17 protein-coding genes are annotated in these 20,121 nt (G+C 66.2%); 2 read left to right on the top strand and 15 right to left on the bottom strand.

The window, feature by feature from the left end:
- Positions 1-46: 46 nt before the first annotated feature.
- From J4P02_RS12385 to J4P02_RS12345, 9 genes are all read right to left on the bottom strand, one after another.
- On the bottom strand, positions 47-238 hold the full coding sequence (locus J4P02_RS12385) for a hypothetical protein (protein ID WP_426190530.1): 192 nt from the start codon (positions 236-238) through the stop codon (positions 47-49).
- Positions 239-380: 142 nt separating this feature from the next.
- Positions 381-1,427 carry a Gfo/Idh/MocA family protein gene (locus J4P02_RS12380; protein ID WP_426190528.1) on the bottom strand — a complete coding sequence of 349 codons (1,047 nt, stop codon included), beginning with the start codon at positions 1,425-1,427 and terminating at the stop codon, positions 381-383.
- 15 nt (positions 1,428-1,442) lie between these two features.
- Positions 1,443-2,453: a Gfo/Idh/MocA family oxidoreductase gene (locus J4P02_RS12375; protein WP_426190526.1), complete on the bottom strand. Its 1,011-nt coding sequence runs from the start codon at positions 2,451-2,453 to the stop codon at positions 1,443-1,445.
- Between the two features lie 34 nt (positions 2,454-2,487).
- Positions 2,488-4,425 (bottom strand): 3D-(3,5/4)-trihydroxycyclohexane-1,2-dione acylhydrolase (decyclizing), encoded by a 1,938-nt coding sequence (gene iolD, locus J4P02_RS12370; protein ID WP_426190524.1) that lies wholly within the window; start codon positions 4,423-4,425, stop codon positions 2,488-2,490.
- 149 nt (positions 4,426-4,574) lie between these two features.
- Positions 4,575-5,396 carry a TIM barrel protein gene (locus J4P02_RS12365; protein ID WP_426190522.1) on the bottom strand — a complete coding sequence of 274 codons (822 nt, stop codon included), beginning with the start codon at positions 5,394-5,396 and terminating at the stop codon, positions 4,575-4,577.
- A gap of 35 nt (positions 5,397-5,431) precedes the next feature.
- Entirely contained in the window at positions 5,432-6,931 is a 1,500-nt protein-coding gene (locus J4P02_RS12360; protein ID WP_426190520.1) for a CoA-acylating methylmalonate-semialdehyde dehydrogenase, read from the bottom strand.
- A 35-nt stretch (positions 6,932-6,966) separates the two neighbouring features.
- A complete protein-coding gene (gene iolB / locus J4P02_RS12355; RefSeq protein WP_426190518.1) occupies positions 6,967-7,773 on the bottom strand; it encodes a 5-deoxy-glucuronate isomerase in 807 nt (268 codons plus the stop codon).
- Positions 7,770-8,678: a myo-inosose-2 dehydratase gene (iolE, locus tag J4P02_RS12350; protein ID WP_426190516.1), complete on the bottom strand. Its 909-nt coding sequence runs from the start codon at positions 8,676-8,678 to the stop codon at positions 7,770-7,772. Before iolE ends, iolB begins: the two co-directional genes overlap by 4 nt.
- 169 nt (positions 8,679-8,847) lie before the next feature.
- A complete protein-coding gene (locus J4P02_RS12345; protein WP_426190514.1) occupies positions 8,848-10,785 on the bottom strand; it encodes a bifunctional 5-dehydro-2-deoxygluconokinase/5-dehydro-2-deoxyphosphogluconate aldolase in 1,938 nt (645 codons plus the stop codon).
- Positions 10,786-11,096: 311 nt separating this feature from the next.
- Here J4P02_RS12345 and J4P02_RS12340 point away from each other — a divergent pair, with 311 nt between their 5' ends.
- Positions 11,097-12,017 carry a MurR/RpiR family transcriptional regulator gene (locus tag J4P02_RS12340; RefSeq protein ID WP_426190512.1) on the top strand — a complete coding sequence of 307 codons (921 nt, stop codon included), beginning with the start codon at positions 11,097-11,099 and terminating at the stop codon, positions 12,015-12,017.
- On the opposite strand, the gene J4P02_RS12335 is transcribed toward J4P02_RS12340, so the two are convergent.
- From J4P02_RS12335 to J4P02_RS12325, 3 genes are all read right to left on the bottom strand, one after another.
- Positions 12,014-12,880 (bottom strand): patatin-like phospholipase family protein, encoded by an 867-nt coding sequence (locus J4P02_RS12335; protein ID WP_426190510.1) that lies wholly within the window; start codon positions 12,878-12,880, stop codon positions 12,014-12,016. The two genes, J4P02_RS12340 and J4P02_RS12335, sit on opposite strands and share 4 nt — an antisense overlap.
- Before the next feature lie 133 nt (positions 12,881-13,013).
- A complete protein-coding gene (locus tag J4P02_RS12330) occupies positions 13,014-13,931 on the bottom strand; it encodes a DHH family phosphoesterase (protein WP_426190508.1) in 918 nt (305 codons plus the stop codon).
- 74 nt (positions 13,932-14,005) lie between these two features.
- Entirely contained in the window at positions 14,006-15,475 is a 1,470-nt protein-coding gene (locus J4P02_RS12325) for a PLP-dependent aminotransferase family protein (protein ID WP_426190506.1), read from the bottom strand.
- 118 nt (positions 15,476-15,593) lie between these two features.
- Here J4P02_RS12325 and J4P02_RS12320 point away from each other — a divergent pair, with 118 nt between their 5' ends.
- Positions 15,594-16,808 carry a multidrug effflux MFS transporter gene (locus J4P02_RS12320; RefSeq protein ID WP_426190504.1) on the top strand — a complete coding sequence of 405 codons (1,215 nt, stop codon included), beginning with the start codon at positions 15,594-15,596 and terminating at the stop codon, positions 16,806-16,808.
- A 123-nt stretch (positions 16,809-16,931) separates the two neighbouring features.
- On the opposite strand, the gene hcnC is transcribed toward J4P02_RS12320, so the two are convergent.
- From hcnC to hcnA, 3 genes are read right to left on the bottom strand one after another with little or no spacing between them, the layout of a single operon-like run.
- Positions 16,932-18,185, bottom strand: coding sequence for a cyanide-forming glycine dehydrogenase subunit HcnC (hcnC, locus tag J4P02_RS12315; RefSeq protein WP_426190502.1), 1,254 nt, complete (start codon positions 18,183-18,185; stop codon positions 16,932-16,934).
- Entirely contained in the window at positions 18,178-19,587 is a 1,410-nt protein-coding gene (gene hcnB / locus J4P02_RS12310; protein WP_426190500.1) for a cyanide-forming glycine dehydrogenase subunit HcnB, read from the bottom strand. Before hcnB ends, hcnC begins: the two co-directional genes overlap by 8 nt.
- Positions 19,584-19,901 carry a cyanide-forming glycine dehydrogenase subunit HcnA gene (gene hcnA, locus J4P02_RS12305; RefSeq protein WP_426190498.1) on the bottom strand — a complete coding sequence of 106 codons (318 nt, stop codon included), beginning with the start codon at positions 19,899-19,901 and terminating at the stop codon, positions 19,584-19,586. Before hcnA ends, hcnB begins: the two co-directional genes overlap by 4 nt.
- Positions 19,902-20,121: the final 220 nt, after the last annotated feature.

Genomic DNA, 20,121 nt, shown 5'->3' with positions numbered 1-20,121 from the left:
TTTCTCCACATTCTTGTAGGTTTTATGGATAAAACGCAGAAAAAACTCAGAGCGGCAGGCGTACGATGGGCGCCCCGGGCACGCAGCACAGCAGGGAGCCATTGCGTTCTTCAGAGAGAAAGCCGAGGCAGGTCAGAAGCACGGCAGAGCGGCTGGGGCGAGGTGCAACGCCGGTCGGCGCGCCATGGCGGCGGAACTTCGAACGAACAGCCTGGAGAGCAGAGGTGAAGGTTTTCATCGACGGTACCTGTTTGTTTTTGTGGGTCGGTGCGCGCCCTTCTCAAGCTGAGCCTGAGGGGTTTGCGACCTAGCTAGTCGGCAACCTGAAACCGACTTTATTGGAAAATAATTTCCATATCAACTCATTTTAGAATTTTATTCTAAATCTGTTTCTTCTCGAGTTCCCCGCTCATCGACACCACCCGCGACTGCTCTGCACTCAGGCGCGCAGCGTCTAGCACAAGGGTGGTGGCCAGGGCCTCGGCGGCCGTCACGGGCAATTCGCCGCGGCCTTGCAGAGCGTTCTGCAAGCGCTGATAGAACTGGTTCCAGGCGCCCCGCTGCGAAGCCACCCGTTCACGTTGCTCGCCCTGTTCCAACCAGCCCCAGCGCCGATGCTCCTCCACGCCCCAGCGCTCGCCTTCGGTTTTCGGCGAGCGCCCCGCCACCAGGGCCTGCTCCTGGCCGTCCAGGCCGTCGACCCGGTAGCAACCGGCGCTGCCACTGACGCGAAAGCGCGGCGCCGGGCTGTTTTGCAGGCAACTGCCGGAAAGATGGGAGCGCACACCGTTGACGTGGCTCAGCGAGACAAAAAAGCCGTGGTCGACCACGGCTTCTTCAGGGGTGTAATGCAGCTCGGCGTAGACCTGCGCCACCGGCCCGAACAACTCAAGGGCCTGGTCCACCAGGTGGCTGCCCAGGTCCCGCAGCATGCCGCCGCCACTGGCATTGCCCACGGCTTGCGGGGCATAGCGCTCGATCCGCGATTCATACCGGTCGACGCGGCCCAGCGCGCCGCTGTCGATCAGTGTGCGCAAGGTCAGGAAGTCCGAGTCCCAGCGCCGGTTCATATAGACGCACAGCGGCACCTGGCGCGCCGCGGCCGCCTGGATCAGCGCCGCGGCCTCGGCGCCATCGGCGGCGAAGGGTTTGTCGCTGACCACCGCGATACCCCGCTCGATCGCCTCCAGCACCAGCGCCGGGCGCCCCTCCAGGGGCGTGGAAATCACCAGGGCATCGACCCCCGCCGCCGCCAGTTGGCCAATATTGTCGAAGGCCGCCACCCCTGGGTGATCCTCGGCCAGCAAGCGCCGGCGCTCGGCGGAGCGGGTCACCACCCCCACCAGGTGCGCACCGGCCAGGCTGGCCAGCAGCGGTGCATGAAAATGACGACCGCCATGGCCGTAACCCACCAGACCTATACGCATACCCACCCCATCCATTCAGCCGTAGAAAGCTGGCCGCTCGGGCAGCTCGATCCTGACGATCTGACCGCTGTCCTGGGCCTGGATGCAGGCATCGGCCGCCACCGCGGCGGCAAAGCCGTCCCAGGCCGAGGGCCCGCCCACCCGGCCGGCGCGCACGCCGTCGATAAAGGCCTGCAACTCCACGTCATAGGCAGCGATAAAGCGCTCTTTCCAATCCATCAGGATGGCGTTGGACAACTTGGCCTGGCTGCGCAGCTGCACCTGGGACGGTTCCGGCAACTTGGCGATGCCGCTCTCCCCCACCACTTCGCACTGGATGTCGTAGCCGTACTGGCAGTTGACGAACACCTCGACGTCGATCCGCGTGCCCCGGGCGGTTTCCAGCAGCACGATCTGCGGGTCACGCAAATGCGCCAGGGCCTTGCTGGTCTTGCGCGGGAACACCACCTGCACCGACACATAATCGTCGGCCAGCAGCCAGCGCAGCACGTCCAGCTCATGGATCAGGGTGTCGGTGATGGCCATGTCGGTCTTGTAGTTCTCCCCCACCCGCGGGTTGCGGTGGGCACAGTGCAGCATCAGCGGCTCGCCGATCTGGCCGCTGTCGATCACCGCCTTCAGGGCCTGGTAACCCGCGTCGTAGGGGCGCATGAAGCCCACCTGCACCAGGCGCTTGCCGTGGGCCATTTCCGCCTCGACGATGCGTCGGCAGCCGGCGGCGGTCACCGCCAGGGGCTTTTCGCAGAACACCGGCTTGCCCGCGGCAATCGCCGCCAGCACGAACTCCTCGTGGCTCGGGCCCCAGGAGGTCACCAGCAGCGCCTCGACCTGTGGCGCCTGGATCAGCGCGTGGCCGTCCGGGTAGACCTCGGCATTCAGCCCAAGCTCGCCGAGCACCTTGGCCGCCGACTCCAGGTTGATGTCGGTGACCGCCACCACCTGGCTGCCCAGCAGGGTCTGGCTGCAACGACGGATGTGATCCTGGCCGATGGCCCCGGTACCGATAACGCCAAGTTTCAAAGACATGCAGATACTCCTGAGGTTGTTGGTTGCACAGCGATCAGTACTGCCGGGCCTCGGCCAGGCGTTGGTTGAGGGCCTTGGCCGCCGCCGCGGTGCGCGCACTGGTGGACACCTGGGCCACCCCCACCCGCCACCAGGACAGGTAGCCGTGGATCATGGTCTTGGGCAGCACCTTGATATCGATCAGGGTCGATACGCTCTGGGTGCGGGCATCGGCCAAGGCTGCCAGCAGTTGCTCTTCGCTGCTCACCTTGTAGGTCTTGCAGCCGTAGGCCGCGGCGCTCATGGCGAAATCCACCGGCATCAGGCCGCCGTCGAGCTTGCCGGTCTGCGGGTTGCGGTAGCGGAATTCGGTGCCGAAGCTGTCCATACCGTGGCCCATCTGCAGGTTGTTGATGCAGCCGAAGGCCATGTTGTCCAGCAGCAGCACATTGATCTTGCGTCGCTCCTGGATCGAGGTGACCAGCTCCGAATGCAGCATCAGGTAGGAGCCGTCGCCCACCAGGGCATACACCTCGCGATCGGGCTCGGCGAGCTTGACCCCCAGGGCCGCGTTGACCTCATAGCCCATGCAGGAATAGCCGTATTCCACGTGGTAGCTGTTGACCGCCTTGCTGTGCCAGCTGCGCTGCAGGTCGCCGGGCAGGCTGCCGGCGGCGGCAACGATGATGCCGTCCTCGGGCAAGGCCTGGTTGAGCAGCCCCAGCACCCGGCTCTGGGTCAGGCAGGAACCGGTCAGCTCGATGAACTCCCGCAGCACCGCCGGGTCCATGTGGTCGTTGATTTCCGGAACGAAGCCATCGGCCTGGTAGTGCACCTGGTGCACCCGCTCCAGCTCGGCCGCCAACTGGGCCTTGGCTGCACTGATCTGCGCGCCCCAGCCCGCCTGGTAGCCGCGGTGGCCCAGGGCTTCACCCAGGGCCTGCAACCCGGCCCGGGCATCGGCCAGCAACTGCACGCCGTCCAGCTTGAGGGCATCGCAGGGGCTGATATTGAGGTTGAGAAAGGCCACCTCGGGGTGCTGGAACAGCCACTTCGAGGAGGTGGTGAAATCGCTGTAGCGGGTGCCGATGCCGATGATCAGGTCGGCCTCCCTGGCCAGCAGGTTGGCCGCCAGGCAGCCGGTTTCGCCGATCCCGCCGACATTCAACGGGTGCTCGGAAAGCACCGCGCTCTTGCCCGCCTGGGTTTCCGCGAAGGGAATGCCGAAGCGTTCGGCAAAGGCCTGCAAGGCCTGGTTGGCCGCGGAATACTTGACCCCGCCGCCACAGATGATCAGCGGCTTGCGCTTGCCCTCGAGCAGCGCCAGGGCATCGCCGAGCATGGCCTCGGTGGGCAGGCGGCGGTCGATGCGGTGCACCCGCTTGGCGAGGAAGGCGTCCGGGTAATCGTAGGCCTCGCCCTGCACATCCTGAGGCAGGGCCAGGGTCACCGCGCCGGTTTCCGCCGGGTCGGTGAGCACCCGCATGGCGTGCAGCGCCGCGCTCATCAACTGCTCGGGCCGGTTGATCCGGTCCCAGTACTTGCTCACGGCTTTGAAGGCATCGTTGGTGCTGATGCTCAGGTCATGGAACTGCTCGATCTGCTGCAGCACCGGGTCCGGCTGGCGGCTGGCGTAGACGTCCCCCGGCAGCAGCAGCAAGGGAATGCGATTGGCGCTGGCGGTGGCCGCGGCGGTGAGCATATTGGCCGCACCGGGGCCCACCGATGCAGTGCAGGCGTAGATCTTGCGCCGCAGCTGCTGCTTGGCGAAACCGATGGCGGCGTGGGCCATGCCCTGCTCGTTGCGCCCCTGGTGCACCCGCAGCTCGCCACTGTCCTGCTCCAGGGCCTGGCCCAGGCCGAGCACATTGCCGTGGCCGAAAATGCAAAACACCCCGGCAATGAACTTGCTCTGCACCCCATCCACCTCGACGTACTGGTTGTCGAGGAATTTCACCAGGGCCTGGGCCATGGTCAGTCGTGTCGTACTCATGCTTTGCACCTTTATTGTTATAGCCAGCCGTTCCGTAGGAGCTGGCCGGACGGCGTCCCGCTTGCCAGCGAAAGCGCCCTAGAGACATGCGCCCCCTCTGAGGGCCCCTTCGCCGGCAAGCCGGCTCCTACGACAAGCCGATATTTTCTTCAGCCCAGGGATTGCCGCAGATGGGCCATGCTCGCCCCCAGCGCCTGCTGGATATCCGCCAGCCCGTGCACGCTCTCGGCAAAGGGCTCGAACGACAGGTAGCCGTTGTAGCCACTGCCCAGCAGGGTGTCGATCTGCGCCGCATTGCCGAGGATATCCGCCTCGCCCACCAGCAGCCGATGACCATCGCGAATGCTGTTGAGCGGCGCTTGGCGCTCCTCGACACCGGAGATATGCACCAGCCCGGTGAGTTCGGGGAAAAACTCATGCTCACCGGCCAAGTGATGGTGGAAGGTGTCGTGCACCAGGCGGAACACATCCAGGCCGCCCATGCCGCGAATCGCCTCCAGCGCCGTGCGCTTGTGGCGCAGCGCGCACTCCTCGAAACCCAGGGGTTCGATAAAACCCAGCAGCCCATGCTCCCGCAGGATCGGTGCCAGTTCATTCAGGGCCGTGCGCAGGTCGCTGCTGCGCTGGGCTTCGCTGCGCGGGTCGCCAGGCTCGTTCAGAGGGCACAGCACCAGCCCCTCGGCGCCGCAGGCACGGGCATAGGCGGCCAGTTCCAGGGCCTGCCGGCGACGCAGGTCATTCCATAGTTCAAAGGGGTACAGGGCATTGATCGACAGCACCCTGATGCCCTGGGCCGCACACCGTTCGCGGACCTTCTCCGGCGGCGTGCCGTCGTTGATCTCCACGCCCGCAAGGTCATTGCGCAGCTCGATGGCGTCGACCTTCAACGCCACTGCCAGGTCGATGAATTCAAGCAACGACAAACGCGGTGCAACCATACGATTCAAGGCGAAACGCAAGGGCTGGTTCATGCGGGTGGTTCTCCAAAATCCGTCGCCTAGCGAAGTTACTGGGCCGTGGGCATGCTGAATTCCGGGCCCTTGGCAATGCTTTCGGGCCAGCGTTGCATCACGCTCTTGTAGCGGCTGTAGAAGCGCAGGCCTTCCTCGCCATAGGCATGGTGGTCGCCGAACAGCGAACGCTTCCAGCCGCCGAAGGAATGCCAGGCCATGGGCACCGGCAGCGGCACGTTGATGCCCACCATGCCGACCTTGATGCTGCGGGCAAAGGCCCGGGCCACGCCGCCATCGCGGGTGAAACAAGACACGCCGTTGCCGAACGGGTGGGCGTTGATCAGCGCCACCGCACTGGCAAAGTCGGCCACCCGCACAATGCCCAGCACCGGGCCGAAGATTTCCTCCTGGTAGATGCTCATCTCGGGGGTGACCTGGTCGAACAGGGTGGCGCCGACAAAAAAGCCCTGCTCCGCCCCCGGCACCTTGAAGCCGCGACCGTCCACCAGCAGCTGCGCGCCCTGGGCCACGCCCTGGTCGATAAAACCTTCGACCCGAGCCTGGTGTTCGGCGCTCACCAGCGGCCCCATCTCGCTGTCGCCGGCAAGGCCATTGCCCACCTTGAGCCGGTCGATGCGCGGCAGCAGCCGGGCGATCAGTTCATCGGCCACCTCGCCCACCGCCACGGCAATCGAGATCGCCATGCAGCGTTCACCGGCGGAGCCGTAGGCGGCACCGATCAGCGCATCAGCGGCCTGTTCCAGGTCGGCATCGGGCATCACGATCATATGGTTCTTGGCCCCGCCCAGGGCCTGCACGCGCTTGCCGCGGGCGCTGGCCTGCTGGTGGATGTACTCGGCAATCGGCGTCGAGCCGACAAAGGAAATCGCCTCGATATCCGGGTGCTGGAGCAAGCCATCGACGGCGCTCTTGTCACCCTGCACCACGTTGAACACCCCGGCCGGCAGCCCGGCTTCGGCGAGCAAGCGCGCCAGCAGCAGGCTGGCGGAGGGGTCGCGCTCCGAGGGTTTGAGAATGAAGCAGTTACCGGCGATCAGGGCGATGGGGATCATCCACAGCGGCACCATCACCGGGAAGTTGAACGGCGTCACCCCGGCGCACACCCCCAGGGGCTGGCGCAGGTTCCAGTTGTCGATGCCGCCGCCAATGTTGTCGCTGAAAGCGGTTTTCAACAGGTTCGGCGCGCCACAGGCGTACTCGACGATCTCGATGCCGCGGGTCACCTCGCCCATGGCGTCCGACAGCACCTTGCCATGCTCGCGGCTGATCATCTGCGCCAGCTCCTGGTGATGCTGGTCGAGCAGTTCCTTGAACTTGAACATCACCCGCGCGCGGCGCAGGGCAGATTGTTCCGACCACGGCGCAAAGGCCTTGAGGGCCGAGGCCACCGCTTCGTCCACAGTCTGCTGGCTGGCCAGGGCCACCCGCGCCTGCACCGCGCCCGTGGCCGGATTGAACACCGGGCTGAAGCGCTCGCCGGCGGCTTGCAACTGACCGTCGATGTAATGGCCGATTACCGGGGTATCGCTCATGCTTGCTGTGCTCCGTAAAAGGTTGCGGCGAAGGTTCAGAGATCCAGCAGCCAGCTGTGCTGCGGGTCGTTATGGAACTGCCAGACACGCTTGGGCCCGGCCATCACATTCAGGTAATAGGACTCGTAGCCGTAAGGCACGCTGACCGGGTGATACCCCTTGGGCACCACCACCAGGTCGCTGTGCTCCACCGCCATGGCCTGGTCGATGCTGCGGTCGTCGGTGTAGACCCGCTGGAACACGAAGCCCTGGGGCGGGTTGACCTGGTGGTAGTAGGTCTCTTCGAGAAAGCTCTGGTGCGGCAGGTCGTCGGTGTCGTGCTTGTGCGGCGGGTAGCTGGAGGAATGCCCGGACGGCGTGCGCACCTCCACCACCAGCAGCGAATGGGCCGGCTCGCTGGCCGGCAGGATGTCGCAGACATAACGGGTATTGGCGCCCTTGCCGCGCACGCTGCGCTGGCACTGCTCGGGGCGGATCAGCCGTGGGCCGAGGCCGCCATCGGCAGCACCGGGGGCAGTGCAAACCGCGATCTGCACCTCGCTCAAGACCCTGACCTGGGCCTGGCTGCCCGGCGGCAGGTAGGCGGCAAAGGGCGACTTGTCCTCGAACACCGATTGCCGATCCCCCAGGTTGGGCCACTCGAACGCGCCCTGGGGCGCCTCGCCCTGCACGTCGATGCGACCACTGAGCAACACCAGGCACAGTTCCTGGTCACCGGCAGCGAGCGCCAGGCTTTCCCCCAGGCTCAGGCGGTAGGCACTGAAACCCACGTAGGTCAGGGCGCCCTCTGGCAACTGGACCAGGGTGCGGCCCTTGGCGGCGGCTTTGACCAGCAGGTTCATTGGGCCGCCCTCCGCCGTTGCAGGCCGGCGTCGAGCAAGGCCCGCAGGGTGTCGTAGCCTTTTTTCGCGTAGATATAGCTCGGCGCCACGGCCGGGTCCTGCTCGGCTTCCACCACCAGCCAGCCCTGGTAGTCGGCGGCCAGCAGCACCTCGAGCAAGGCGGCGAAATCGATGTCGCCATCGCCGGGCACGGTGAAGGTGCCGTTAACGATGCAGTCCGGGAAGCTCCACAGGTTGTTGCGCGCCAGTTGCACCACCGGCTTGCGCACATCCTTGAAATGCACATGGCAGACACGCTGGATATGCTTGCGCAGCACCTCCAGGGGCTCGCCGCCGCCCATGTAGCAGTGGCCCGAATCGAACAGCAGGCCGACTTCCTCGCCGGTCAGGCTCATCAGTTTGTCGATGTCCGCCGGGGATTCGACATAGGCACCCATATGGTGGTGATAGGCCAGGCGCACGCCCTGGGACAGGGTGAACCGTGCAAGCTCGGTGAGCTTGTCGGCATACGCCTGCCAGGCCTGTTCGCTGTGAAAGCGCGGGCGTTCGATCAGGCGCACCGGCGAACCCTGGATCGAGTCGGCCACCTCGCCGTAGACCAGCACCGAGGCGCCGTTGTGCTTGAGCAGTTCGACGTGGCTGGCAATGGCGTCGATTTCCTCCGCCACCGAACGCTGGGCCAGGCGGCTGGAGTACCAGCCCGAAACCAGCGCCAGGTCATAAGGGCGCAACACCTCGGCCACGCCCTGGGCGTCCTTGGGGAATTTGCCGTTGAGTTCAAACCCTGCATAGCCGATCGCCTGGCCTTCGCTCAGGGCGGTGCTCAGGGGCGTTTCACCGCCCAGGGCCGGCAGGTCGTCATTGCTCCAGGAAATCGGGTTGATGCCAATTCGGATGGCGGGCATGGCTGCACCTTTTATTGTTGTTCGTATCAATGTTGAACCCGTGGCGAGGGAGCTTGCTCCCGCTGGGTCGCGCAGCGCCCCCAAACCGGCTAATCGACTGCATCAACCGCTTTGCGGGGGTTACACCCCCGAACGGGAGCAAGCTCCCTCGCCACAGCATCAGCGGTAATCACTGCCGGGCGCTGCGCCAGGCATCGATCAGTTGTTCGAAGGTGCCCTGCACTTGCCGGATCAGGGTTTCGTCGTCGATCTCCCCCGCCATCCAGGCCCGGCTCGGCTCCTGGAAGATCGTCCGGCCCACGGCAAAACCGCGGCAGGTGCGGCTATCGCGCGCTTGGCGGAAACCCTCGGCCAGGCACTCGGCCGAGGCATTCAGGCCCAGCAGCACCACGCCACGGCAATAGGGATCGCGCTCCTGGATCAACTCGTCGAGCTTTTTCCACTCTTCGGCCGACTGCGCCTCGATCTTCCACCACGCGGGGTAGATGCCCAGGTTGTACAGGCGCTTGAGGCTGCGGTAGAGCACCTCGGGATGGGCTCCGGGCAAGTCCTTGGGCGGGATGATTTCCAGCAGCAGCTCATGGCCGCTGACCTGGGACGCCTGGTACAGGCCGCGGATCTGCGCCTCCTGCTCCAGGCGCAGCATAGGTTCGTCGTCCGGGTGGAATTGCACCAGGCACTTGATGATCTGCTCCTGGGGCCAGGCAATCAGGTTGCTGCCCACCGAGCGCCCGTGTTCGAAGGCCAGCGGCCGCGAGCCCTGGACCTCCACCGGGCGCGCCACCCACCAGCCGCGCCCGGTGGCGGCATTCAGCGCATCCTGGCCGAAGCGCTGGTCGGCCAGCAGGCCCACGTCGGCCGCCACGCCCTGCTCCCGCAGGCGCTGCTCGACCCGCTGCACCGCCTGCACGAACAGTTGCTTGATGGCGCTGATGCGCGCCGGGGCCTGGCCGCCCTGCTGGGCCAGTTCCAGCAATTGCCCACGATGGTCGAAGGCAAACACGAACAGCTGCTGCCAGTGCTTGCGCGGCACCGTGACCTGATGCAGGCGCTGCAGGGTCGGGTCCTGATCGGGACGGGTAATGGGCACCGGGCTGCTGAACAGGTAATCCAGCTCGGCCCGGGTCGGCATCGCCGGGGCGCAGGCATGGCGCGACACCACCAGGCCGCCGCAGGCGTTGGCCAACTGGCAGCAGCGCTGGTCACTGGCCTCTTTCAGCCAGCCACTGAGGAAACCGGAGATAAAGGCGTCGCCGGCGCCCAGCACATTGAGCACCTCGACCCGCACCCCGGGGTAGATGGCGCCGTCTTCCAGGCGCGCAGGGATCTGGCCATGGATCACCGTGCAGCCCTGCGGGCCGAGCTTGACCACCAGGGTCGCGCTGCTCAAGGAGCGCACAGTGCGCAACGCCGTCAGCAAGTCCTGGCTGCCACCGGCAATCAGGAATTCCTCTTCGGTGCCGACGATCAGGTCGAAGCGCGGCAGGATGCCCTGCACGTGCTGGCTGACCTGGTGATCGGCGACAAACCGGGTCTCGCCGTCGGCCTTGCCCGCCAGGCCCCAGAGCACCGGCCGGTAATCGATATCCAGTACCCGCTTGACCCCGTGCCTTTCGGCGTAGTCCAGGGCCTGCAGGCTGGCGCGGTAGACGCCGTCGCTGGAGAAATGGGTGCCGGTGATCAGCAAGGCCTTGCTGGAGGCGATAAAGGCTTCGTCGATGTCCTCGGCGGCGAGGGCCATGTCCGCGCAGTTCTCGCGGTAGAACACCAGGGGGAAGGTTTCACGGTCCTTGAGGCCCAGCAGCACCATGGCGGTGAGGCGCTGCGGGTCGACCTTGATGGCGCTGACATCACAGCCTTCGCGCTCCAGGGACTGCACCAGGAAGCGCCCCATATGATCGTCGCCGACCCGGCTCAGCATCGCCGACTTGAGGCCCAGGCGCGCGGTGCCGAAAGCGATGTTCGCCGACGAGCCGCCCAGGTACTTGGCAAAGCTGCTGACGTCCTCCAGCCGCGCCCCCACCTGCTGTGCATAGAGATCGACGCCCAGGCGTCCGAGGCAAATCAGATCCAATTGACGCCCACTGGCAAAACGAGTCTGGCCCATGCTGGCTCCTGTTATTTTTATCAGCCGGTGCGCACCGCCGTTGAGCGGCGTCGCGCACTCTTGGTGGGTGCAGACTAAAACGTCTTTCGGCACCGATCAATATTTTTTCTATTAATTTTTTACGTGGAATATTTTTTCCATTAAACTTTTTCAAGCCTGAGCCAGACACCGTGCATCGTTTCAGCAAAGCCCCGGCCAGCATCAGCCCGAAGATTTTATCGGCCCCTACCCTGTAGACTGCCGGCTGCCCACCCAATGTCAGGGGAGCGCGCCACAGGCCGTCCCGTCAGCACCAGCCAGAAGGATTTTCTATGTCCCGCACCGATCAGCCGGCCACGTCCGAGAGCACGCCCGAAAGCGACCTCGCCAGCCCCCCGGCCAACGCCGAGCGGCTGCTGCAACTGATCACCGAGGAATACGAGAGCCTGCCGCGCCAGCTCAAGCGCATCGCCAGCTACATGAGCCAGCAGAGCGACCGGATCATGGTCGACCGCATCAGCGATATCGCCCGGGAATGCGAAGTGCACCCTTCGGCCATCGTGCGCTTCTCCCAGCGCTTCGGCTTCAGCGGTTTCAGCGAGATGCAGGCGCTGTTTCGCGAGGCCTACACCCACAAGGCCACGCCGGTACAGAACTACCAGCAGCGCATTCGCAGCATGATCGCCAACAAGTCGCAGAAGGCCAGCGGCGGCGACCTGGCCCGGGAATGCATCAACGCCACCCTCTCGGGCATCGAGCGCCTGGGCCTGGAACTGGACGATGCGGCCTTCGCCAAGGCCGTGGAACTGGTGGTCAACGCCGACAACATCTACGTGGTGGGGGTGCGCCGCTCGTTCGCCGTGGCCGACTACCTGGTGTACAACCTGCAGCACACCAACAAGCGCATCCACCTGGTGTCGGGCCTGGGCGGCAGCTACCGCGAGCAGATGCGCAGCATCCGCGCCAATGACCTGGTGATCGCCATCAGCTTCACCCCCTATGCCAAGGAAACCCAGCACTGCCTGCGCATTGCCCAGCACCACCAGGCCAAGACCCTGATCATCACCGACAGCACCCTGTCGCCCCTGGCCAAGCGCGCCAACAGCGTGCTGCTGGTCAACGAGGGCAGCTCCTTCGCCTTCCGTTCATTGAGCGCCACCCTGTGCCTGTGCCAGGCGCTGTTTATCGCCGTGGCCTATCGCCTGGAACTGAAGATGGACGAGATCCACGAGCAGGCGGGTTTCGAGGACTAGCCCGGCCCGTGGCTGTGGGCCTGCAAGGCAGCGGGTACGCCACGACGTTGCAGGCCACCCTGCTCGACCCAGTCCAGGGTCTGGCGGTACGCCCGCTGCAGCAGTTGCTCGGTCTGCTTGAAATCGAATACCGAGACCCCCAGCGGGCACAGCGGGTCGACCACATGTATCGCCACCCGCGCCCCATAAAGCTCAATGTCGCGGACCAGCTGACGCATGCTCAGTAGGTTCAGCGTGTGCAGGGCCAAGGCCAGCATCCCCGCCGGCGGTTCCGGGCAGGCGCAGCCGAACCCCGTGGGCAGGACAATCACCCGAGTGGCCCCCAGCCCCACCGCCGCGGCAATCGGCGTATTGCTGGCGACCCCGCCATCCACCAGCAGCTTGTCGCCGATGCGCACCCAGGGAAACACCAGGGGAATCGCCGCGCTGGCCAGCAGCGCCTGCTCGGCGTCACCGCTGGACAACACTTCCTGGGCCCCCGACAGCAGGTTGGTGGTGACGATGTGCAAGGGCAGTTCGCTGTCCTCGATGCGCGCCACCGGCAAGGCCCGGCGCACCAGGTGCGACAAGGCCGTGGCGGGCAGCAGGCAGCCGCGATGACGGACCAGGCCCATCAGGCTGTCGACCCAGGAAAAGGGAAACACCTCGCCCTTGCGCAAGCCGCGCCAGAAGTCGGCCAGCTCGGCCACCCCCCGGGCATTGGGCCTTGCCGCGAAATAGGCGCCATTGATCGCGCCCACCGAAGCCCCCACCACCAGGTCGAAGCCAAGCCCGAGTTCCACCAGGGCCTGCAACATGCCGACCTGGACGGCCCCGAGGCTGCCCCCTCCGGAAAGCACCAGCGCGGTTCTGTCCTCACTCATGGCCGACCTCCCGCGCCGGGGCGGCGCTCTAGAAGCTCAGCATAGTCCCCCGGGCCCGTCCGAGTGGCCCCTGGCGGCCCCGGCTGCAGCGCTTGGCGCGGCGATTACCCAAGGCCCAGCGGGCTTTTCAGGTTCAACAGGCCTCCTGCAACGCCAGGCCCTTGCGCAGCAACTCCTTGCGCAAGATCGGCCGGGCCAGGCAATGCACGCCATCCTGGCTGCTGCACTGCACCAACCGCTCGACCTTGCGGGCACTGTCCGGGCTGCTGAGCAGGTAGCTCTTGCCCTCGCTGAGGCTGATCAGGTTCAGCAGCCAGTCGTCGCCACACTGCCCCAGCACTCGTTCGATCAACGGCCGTTGCTGGCGCAACAGGTCGGCGCCGTCCCACAGGGTCAGTTGGGCGAAATAGCGCGGCAGGTTGCTGGCCTCTTCGAACACTTTCAAATCCTTGTGCAGCGCCTGCTCCAGGCACTCCTCGGTCTGGCGCTGGCACTCGGCGAAGTACTCGCCGGGCCATTGCCGGTCCAGCCCCGCCTGCCGGGCCAGCGCGGCATAGGCATGGCGGTCGGCCAGGGTGCAGGCCTCGGCGGTGAAGTTCAGGGTGTTGTCGAGAATCCCCGCCGCCAACAGCCAGGCGCTGTCGCGGCTGATGCGCGGCAACAGCCCGGAATCGCGCCAGCGCTCGTAGACCTGGGTGCAGGCCGCACCGATCGGCCGGATGTCCGCGTGGCGCCCCAGGCGCTCGGCCCAGAAGTCCTCGAAGCCGGGGTGATGGTCGATGACTTCCACCACCCGTTCCAGGTCCACCAGCGGGTCCAGGTGCTGGTGATGGGAGACGTCCATCAGCACGAAGCGGTCCTGATCGTCGGGCGAGCACTGGTCCAGGCCCTTGAGCTGCTGGCGAAAGCTCGCCGGAATGCTTTCATTCAGCGGCGCACTGCTCAGGGCCCGGGCCGGACGCCCGCTGAGGTTGAGCCATTCGGCGTAGGCAATGCAGCCGGCGTAGGCATCGATATCCAGATAGGCCGCGCCAGAAGTGACAATAAGCATGAGCTCTCCTTGCAGCAGAAGGCACGAAGGCCGGGCCCCCAGAATCTCCGAGCCCCATGACACAAATATGACAATCAGCCGCCAGCCTGGCGCCCCGCCGCGGCTCGCAGCAAGGCCGCCAGGCGCGCGCCGCTGAAGCGGATCTGCGCCAGGGTCAGGGCCGCATAGCCGATGATCACCGCCGGCGGCTGGCGCACCTTTTGGCAATGCTCCGCCAGCCCCTGCAACAGCAGCCCCTGGGCCGCGGCCTGCTGGCGAAAATGCGCCTCATCGCAGCCCGCGGGCAGATGCAGGAGCAGGTGCAGTCCGGCCTGCTGGCCGCTGATGGCGTAGCAGCCCGGCGCCTCCCGGGCGAGGATCTGCAGCAGCAGGTCGCGGCGCTCCTGGTAGGCCTGGCGCGCCAGGCGCAGGTTGCGCAGAAAGGCGCCGCTGGCCATGTAGTCGGCCAGGGCCAGTTGCTCGATCACCCCCACCGAGCGCCCGGTGTTCTGCAGGGTGGCCAGCAGCCGCCCGCGCAGCACCTCGGGCACCAGCATGAACCCCACCCGCAGGCCGGCGAACAGGGTCTTGTTGAAGCTGCCGCAGTAGATCACCCGGTCGTCGCGGTCCAGAGACTTGAGGGCCGCCAGCGGCGCGCTCTGGTAGTTGAACTCGCTGTCGTAGTCGTCCTCCACCACCCAGGCGTCGCTGTGCCGGGCCCACTCCAGCACGGCCAGGCGCCGCGACACCGGCATGCTCATGCCCAGGGGCGCCTGGTGGGCCGGGGTCACATAGAGCATGCGCGCGTCCCTGTGGCCTTGCAGGTGCTGCACATCGATACCCTCGGCATCCACCGGCACCGGCCGCAACTGCGCCCCGGCCATGGCCAGCAGGCCCCTGGCCGAGAGGTAGCCGGGGTCTTCGACGCAGACCGGGTCGCCGGGCTGCAGCAGGCTGCGGGCCAGCAGGTCGAGACCGTGGCGGATGCCGGTGGTGACTATCACCTGGGAGGCCTGGCAGGCGATGCCGCGGTGCTGCCCCAGGTAATCGGCGATCTGCTGGTGCAGGGCCGGCAAGCCTTCGGGTTCGGGGTCGCTGAGCAGTTGCACCGGGGCCTGGGCCAGGGCCCGAGTCAGGCAGCGGGTCCAGCGCGCCAGGGGAAACAGCGCCGGGTCGGCCAGGCGCGCCACGAACGGCTGCCCGGCCCTTACAACCGGCCCCTGGGAAGCGGCTGCGTCACGGCTTTCCGGCAGCAATGCGGCAGGCGCCGCCGAGGACAGGAAAAGATCCGGCACCACGGCGCAGACCCGGGTTCCCGAGCCCCCCGCGCGGCTGACATAACCCTCGCTGCGCAAGCGGTCGAAGACCACCTCCAGAGTGCCCCGGGACAGCCCCCAGCGTTGGGCCAGGGTGCGGGTCGAGGGCAGCCGGCAACCCGCCGCCAAGCGTTTGTCGAGAATCGCCTGGCGCAGTGCCTGATAGGCGCTGTCGTGCTTGCCCTGGCCTTCGCCCAGGCCTGGCGGCAGCGGCAGGTCCAGCGGCACCGGGTGTTTTCCGCGGCTCATAGTGGTCCAGTCAACAGAGGCATAAATGGTGCTCGGCATTAAACCACAAGCCGATTAATTTTCCGCCCATGCCCCGAGCACCTCGTTGTTTCCAGCCACCTGCCCTTGCGAGCCCACCATGAATGCCCGCCTCGAAACCCTCTCCGCCACCCGCCAGCCCGATCTGGCGCCCTGGCTCTGGACCCTGCTGTTGCTGGTGGTGGTGTGCCTGCCACGGATCAGCATCGACCTGTACCTGCCGGCGCTGCCGGCCATGGCCGATGAACTGCGGGCCAGCGATGCCCAGCTGCAACTGACTCTGAGCCTCTACATGCTCGGTTACGCCCTGTCGATGCTGCTTGCCGGCCCCCTGTGCGACCGCTACGGACGGCGCCCGATACTGCTGGCAGGCATGGCCCTGTACCTGGTGGCCAGCCTGGCCTGCATGCTCGCCGCCAGCGTCGAGGTGCTGATGGCCGCACGCTTGCTGCAGGCCCTGGGCGGATGCTGCGGCACCCTGGTGGGCCGGGTCATGGTGCGGGATCGCTGCACGCCCCAGGAGCAGGCGCGGTTACTGGGCCTGTTGTCCATGGGCATTGCCCTGTCGCCGATGCTGGCACCCGTGCTGGGCAGCCTGATCCATCAGCTGCTGGGCTGGCGCGGGATGTTTCTCAGCCTGAGCCTGATTGCCGCCGGCATCGGCCTGCTGATGCTGGTGAAACTGCCGGAAACCCGCCCGCTGCAGCTGTCCAGTGCTGCCAGCGAAAGCCTGCCACGGCTGTACCTGCGCCTGCTGCGCGACCCTTATTTCATGCGTTATTCCCTGGCCATCGGCTGCCTGTACTGCACCTATTTCCCGTTCATCCTGCAATCGCCGGCGCTGCTCCAGCGCAGCCTGGGCCTGTCGTCCAACGCCTATGCCCTGGTGTTCGCCGCCACGCTGGTCGGCTACCTGCTGGGCTCGCGAATGTTCCAGGGGCTGGCGGCGCGCTACAGCGCCGACCCACTGATCGCCCGGGCCAGCCTGCTGAACCTGGGGGCCGCCGGCCTGCTACTGGCCAGCAGCAACCTGTGGCCACAGAGCGTACTGGCGATAGTGCTGCCGATGCTGGTGATCATGTATTCGGTGGGGTTGGCGATTCCAGCCTGCCAGCTGGCGGTGCTGCAGCCTTACGCGGCGGTGGCGGGCAGTGCTTCGGGGTTGTTCTTCTTTATCCAGATGGCCATGAGCGCCGGTTGCGGGCTGCTGGCCAACCTGCTTGAGGGCAGCGCGGCGGGTTCCCTGGGCGGGTTGACCGGGGTCTTCAGCCTGGCGCTGGGGCTGGTCTGGTGGGCATTGCGCCCACGCAGGTAGCAACCACGCACGCTCCGTAGGAGCCGGCTTGCCGGCGAAAGGGCCCGCAAACCTTGCGCCGCTCTCACGGACACATTCGCTGGCAAGCCAGCTCCTACGCAAAGCCGTGCATTGCCCGGGCCGTCAGGCCGGCTCTGGCTCTTTCTTCACCGGGGCGGTGGCGAAGCGTCGGGCCAGGAACGGGCTGATATCCAGTGGCAGGGCTTCGTCGTTCACCAGCTTGTCCAGCAGCACGCCGGTGATCGCCGAGGTGAGGATGCCGGTGCGGAAATGTCCGCAGGCATTGAGGTAGCCCTCGACCCCGTCCATGGGCCCGAGAATCGGCAGTTCATCCGGCGAGCCCGGACGCAGCCCGGCCCAGCAGCGCTTGAGGTTGACGTTCGCCAGCTCCGGAATGCAGCGCACCGCGCCCTGCACCAAACCGTTGATTTCCGGGTAGGTGGTGCTGACGTCGAAGCCTTTGTCCTCGGTGGTGCTGCCAATCAGGATCTCGCCGTTGTCCTTCTGCGCCATGTAGCAGTCACTGGTGGTCAGGCAGCCGTTGAGCAGCTTGGGCATGCGTTCGGTGAGGAGGATCTGGCCCTTCACCGGCTTCACCGGAATCTCGATGCCGGTGGCTTGCAGGCTGAGCTCGGCGGCCCAGGCGCCGGCGGCGTTGATCAGGGTCGAGCAATGGAACAGCCCGGCCTCGGCGGTCTGCACCCCGCTGACCCGGTTGCCCTGGTGCAGCACCCCGGTGACGTTGGTGTTGAAGTACACATCCACGCCATTTTGTCGCGCGCCCTCGGTGTAGGCATCGGTGAGGCGGAACGGGTTGACCTGGTGGTCGCAGAGGAACTCCAGGGCGCCCTGGGCCTCGTGGCTGACCTTGGGTTCCGAGGCGCGCAGGGCCGCCTGGTCGAGCCAGCGCACCTGATCGGACAGGTGCGGGATGCAGCTGGCGATATGCTCGGCGTAGAGCCGGTCTTCGTCGTCGTAGATCACGAACTTGAGGCCGGTCTGCTCGAACTTGAAGTCCATGCCGTGCAGGCCGATCAGCTCACGGTGCAGGCGCGGATAGAGCTCGTTGGACTGCAAGGCGAAGTCGAAGAACGACTGCGGCAGGATATGCGGCGTGCTGGAATCCACCACCACCGCCGAACCCTGGGCCTCGCGCTTGCGGTTGGCCGACATCATGCGAAAGAAGATCACCCCGCACCCCAGGCCCACCGACTCGCCAATGGCCCAAAGGCCGCCGGCCGAGGCGCGGCTGGCATTGCCCGGGCGCTTGGCGTCGATCAGCGCCACTTTCAGGTCCTTGCGCTTGGACAGTTGATAGGCGCAAGACGCCCCGATCACACCACCACCGGCAATCACCACGTCGTAATACTTACTCATGTTCGGAACCCTCCTGGGTGGACGCGGCAAAGGCGGAAAACGGAATCGGATCCAACGGGAAGCGCGGGCGAATCCAGCCCACGTCCTTGCGCCCGGTGGCCTGGCGCAGGCGGTCGCTGCAATAGCCGACGCACATCCGTCCCTGGCAATCGCCCATGCTCACCCGGGTGCGCATCTTCAGGCTGGCCATGTCCTGCACGCCCTGGCTCAGGGCGCGCTCGATATCGTTGCGGGTGGTGTGTTCGCAACGGCAAATCACCGTGTCGCCCTTGGGCAGGTCTATCTGCCCGATGCCACGCGCGGTGTAGCGGTCCACCGCACCGCGAAACTTGAGGATCGAGGCCAGCTTGCGCTCGTAGCCCTGGCGTCGTTGCAGGGCCGCTTCATTGGTCAGCACCTGGCGCTGCACCAGGATCGACAGCGCGGCGATACGGCCGCTGAGCATCGCTGCTTCGCCACCGCGAATGCCCCCCATATCGCCTGCCAGGTGAATATGCCGTTCGCTGCTCTGCTGCCAGGCATTGGCGCTGACCCGCAGGTAGCCGTCATCGCTGACCCCGTGGTCGAGGCCCATCTGCTGGCTCAATTGAGTGCGCGGGATAAAGCCGTAGCCCACCGCCAGGGTCTGCGCGGCAATCCGCTCGGCCTTGGCCATGTCCGGCCGCCAGTCGCTGGAATACGGCGCCACGGTGACCACGCTCAGGGCGTCCTGGCCCTGGGCCTCGACCACGCCCCAGCCATAACGCAGGCTGATGCCATGCAGCTTGAGGTAGGCCAGCATGCTCAGGCCGTCGAGAAAGAGTTGCGGCTTGTTCAGCATCGCCAGGCTCTGCTTGGCGATCTTGCCCAGGGCGCAGGCCTCGAACACCCCGGCCACCCGCACCCCGGAGGCATGCAGCTGGCAGGCCACCAGGGGCAGCAAGGGGCCGGTGCCGGCGATCACCACCGGGCTCTGGGGCTTGACCACCCCGCTCTTGATTTGCAATTGCAGGCCGCCCAGCAACTTGACCCCGGGCAGGGTCCAGCCGGGGAACGGCACGCTGCGTTCATGGCAGCCGGCGGCCAGCAGCAGTTGCGAATACTCCACCCGCTGCACCTGCTCCTGGGCGTCCAGCAGCATCAGGCTGTGGTGGCCCTCGGCGCCCACCACCCGGCTGTTGAGGCGTACATCGATCAGCTGTTCGTGATCGCCGAACTCGCCGTGCAGCTTGGCCAGCATCTCGCAGTAGCGCGGGCCCAGGTAATCCAGCTGCACGCCGTCGCGCAGCGGGCCGCGGTAGACCACGCCGCCCAAGCGCGAGGCCTCTTCGATCAGGGTGCTGTGCACGCCGTGCTCGGCCAGTTCGATGGCCGCGGCCATGCCCGCCGGCCCACCGCCGACTATTACCGGGTTATGGCTCATAGGCTGGGCTCCGTCTCGTCGATGCGATTGCTCAGGGTCTGCACCTGCATCCCCGGCTGGACCAGGGTCTGGCAGGCACGACGCTTGTGGCGGCCGTCGATCTGCACCAGGCAGCAATGGCACACGCCCATGCCGCAGTAGGCCCCCACCAGCTGCCCGTGGTCATTGCGCGCCACCTGGCGCAGGCCAGTGGCCTGGATCACGCTGAGCACGGTTTCACCCAGGGCGGCAGTGACCGGCTGGCCATTGAGACTGATGGTCATGTCCGCATGCTGCAGCGGCTGGATATCGAAATTGCGGTCTATCTGACGCATAGGCAGTTCATCCGTGAGAAGTAAGGGGGTGTGCCGGCATCCTGCCGCCCTAAGTCCTGGGGCGAGGACGTGGCAACTCCGCGGTCGTGAAACTCTGTCGCGACCGAGCGCGGGGAAATCTAGTGGTTTTGTCGGACAAGAGTATTGATCTGGGCCAAGCAAACGGCCGGGGCGCACCAAAGCAGTGCCCCGCCCGCAGGGACTTGTGACCCGGGCCGCA

The sequence above is a fragment of the Pseudomonas sp. NFXW11 genome, assembly GCF_049887815.1.
Taxonomy (GTDB): Bacteria; Pseudomonadota; Gammaproteobacteria; order Pseudomonadales; family Pseudomonadaceae; genus Aquipseudomonas.
This window is presented reverse-complemented; position numbering and strand designations above follow the sequence as displayed.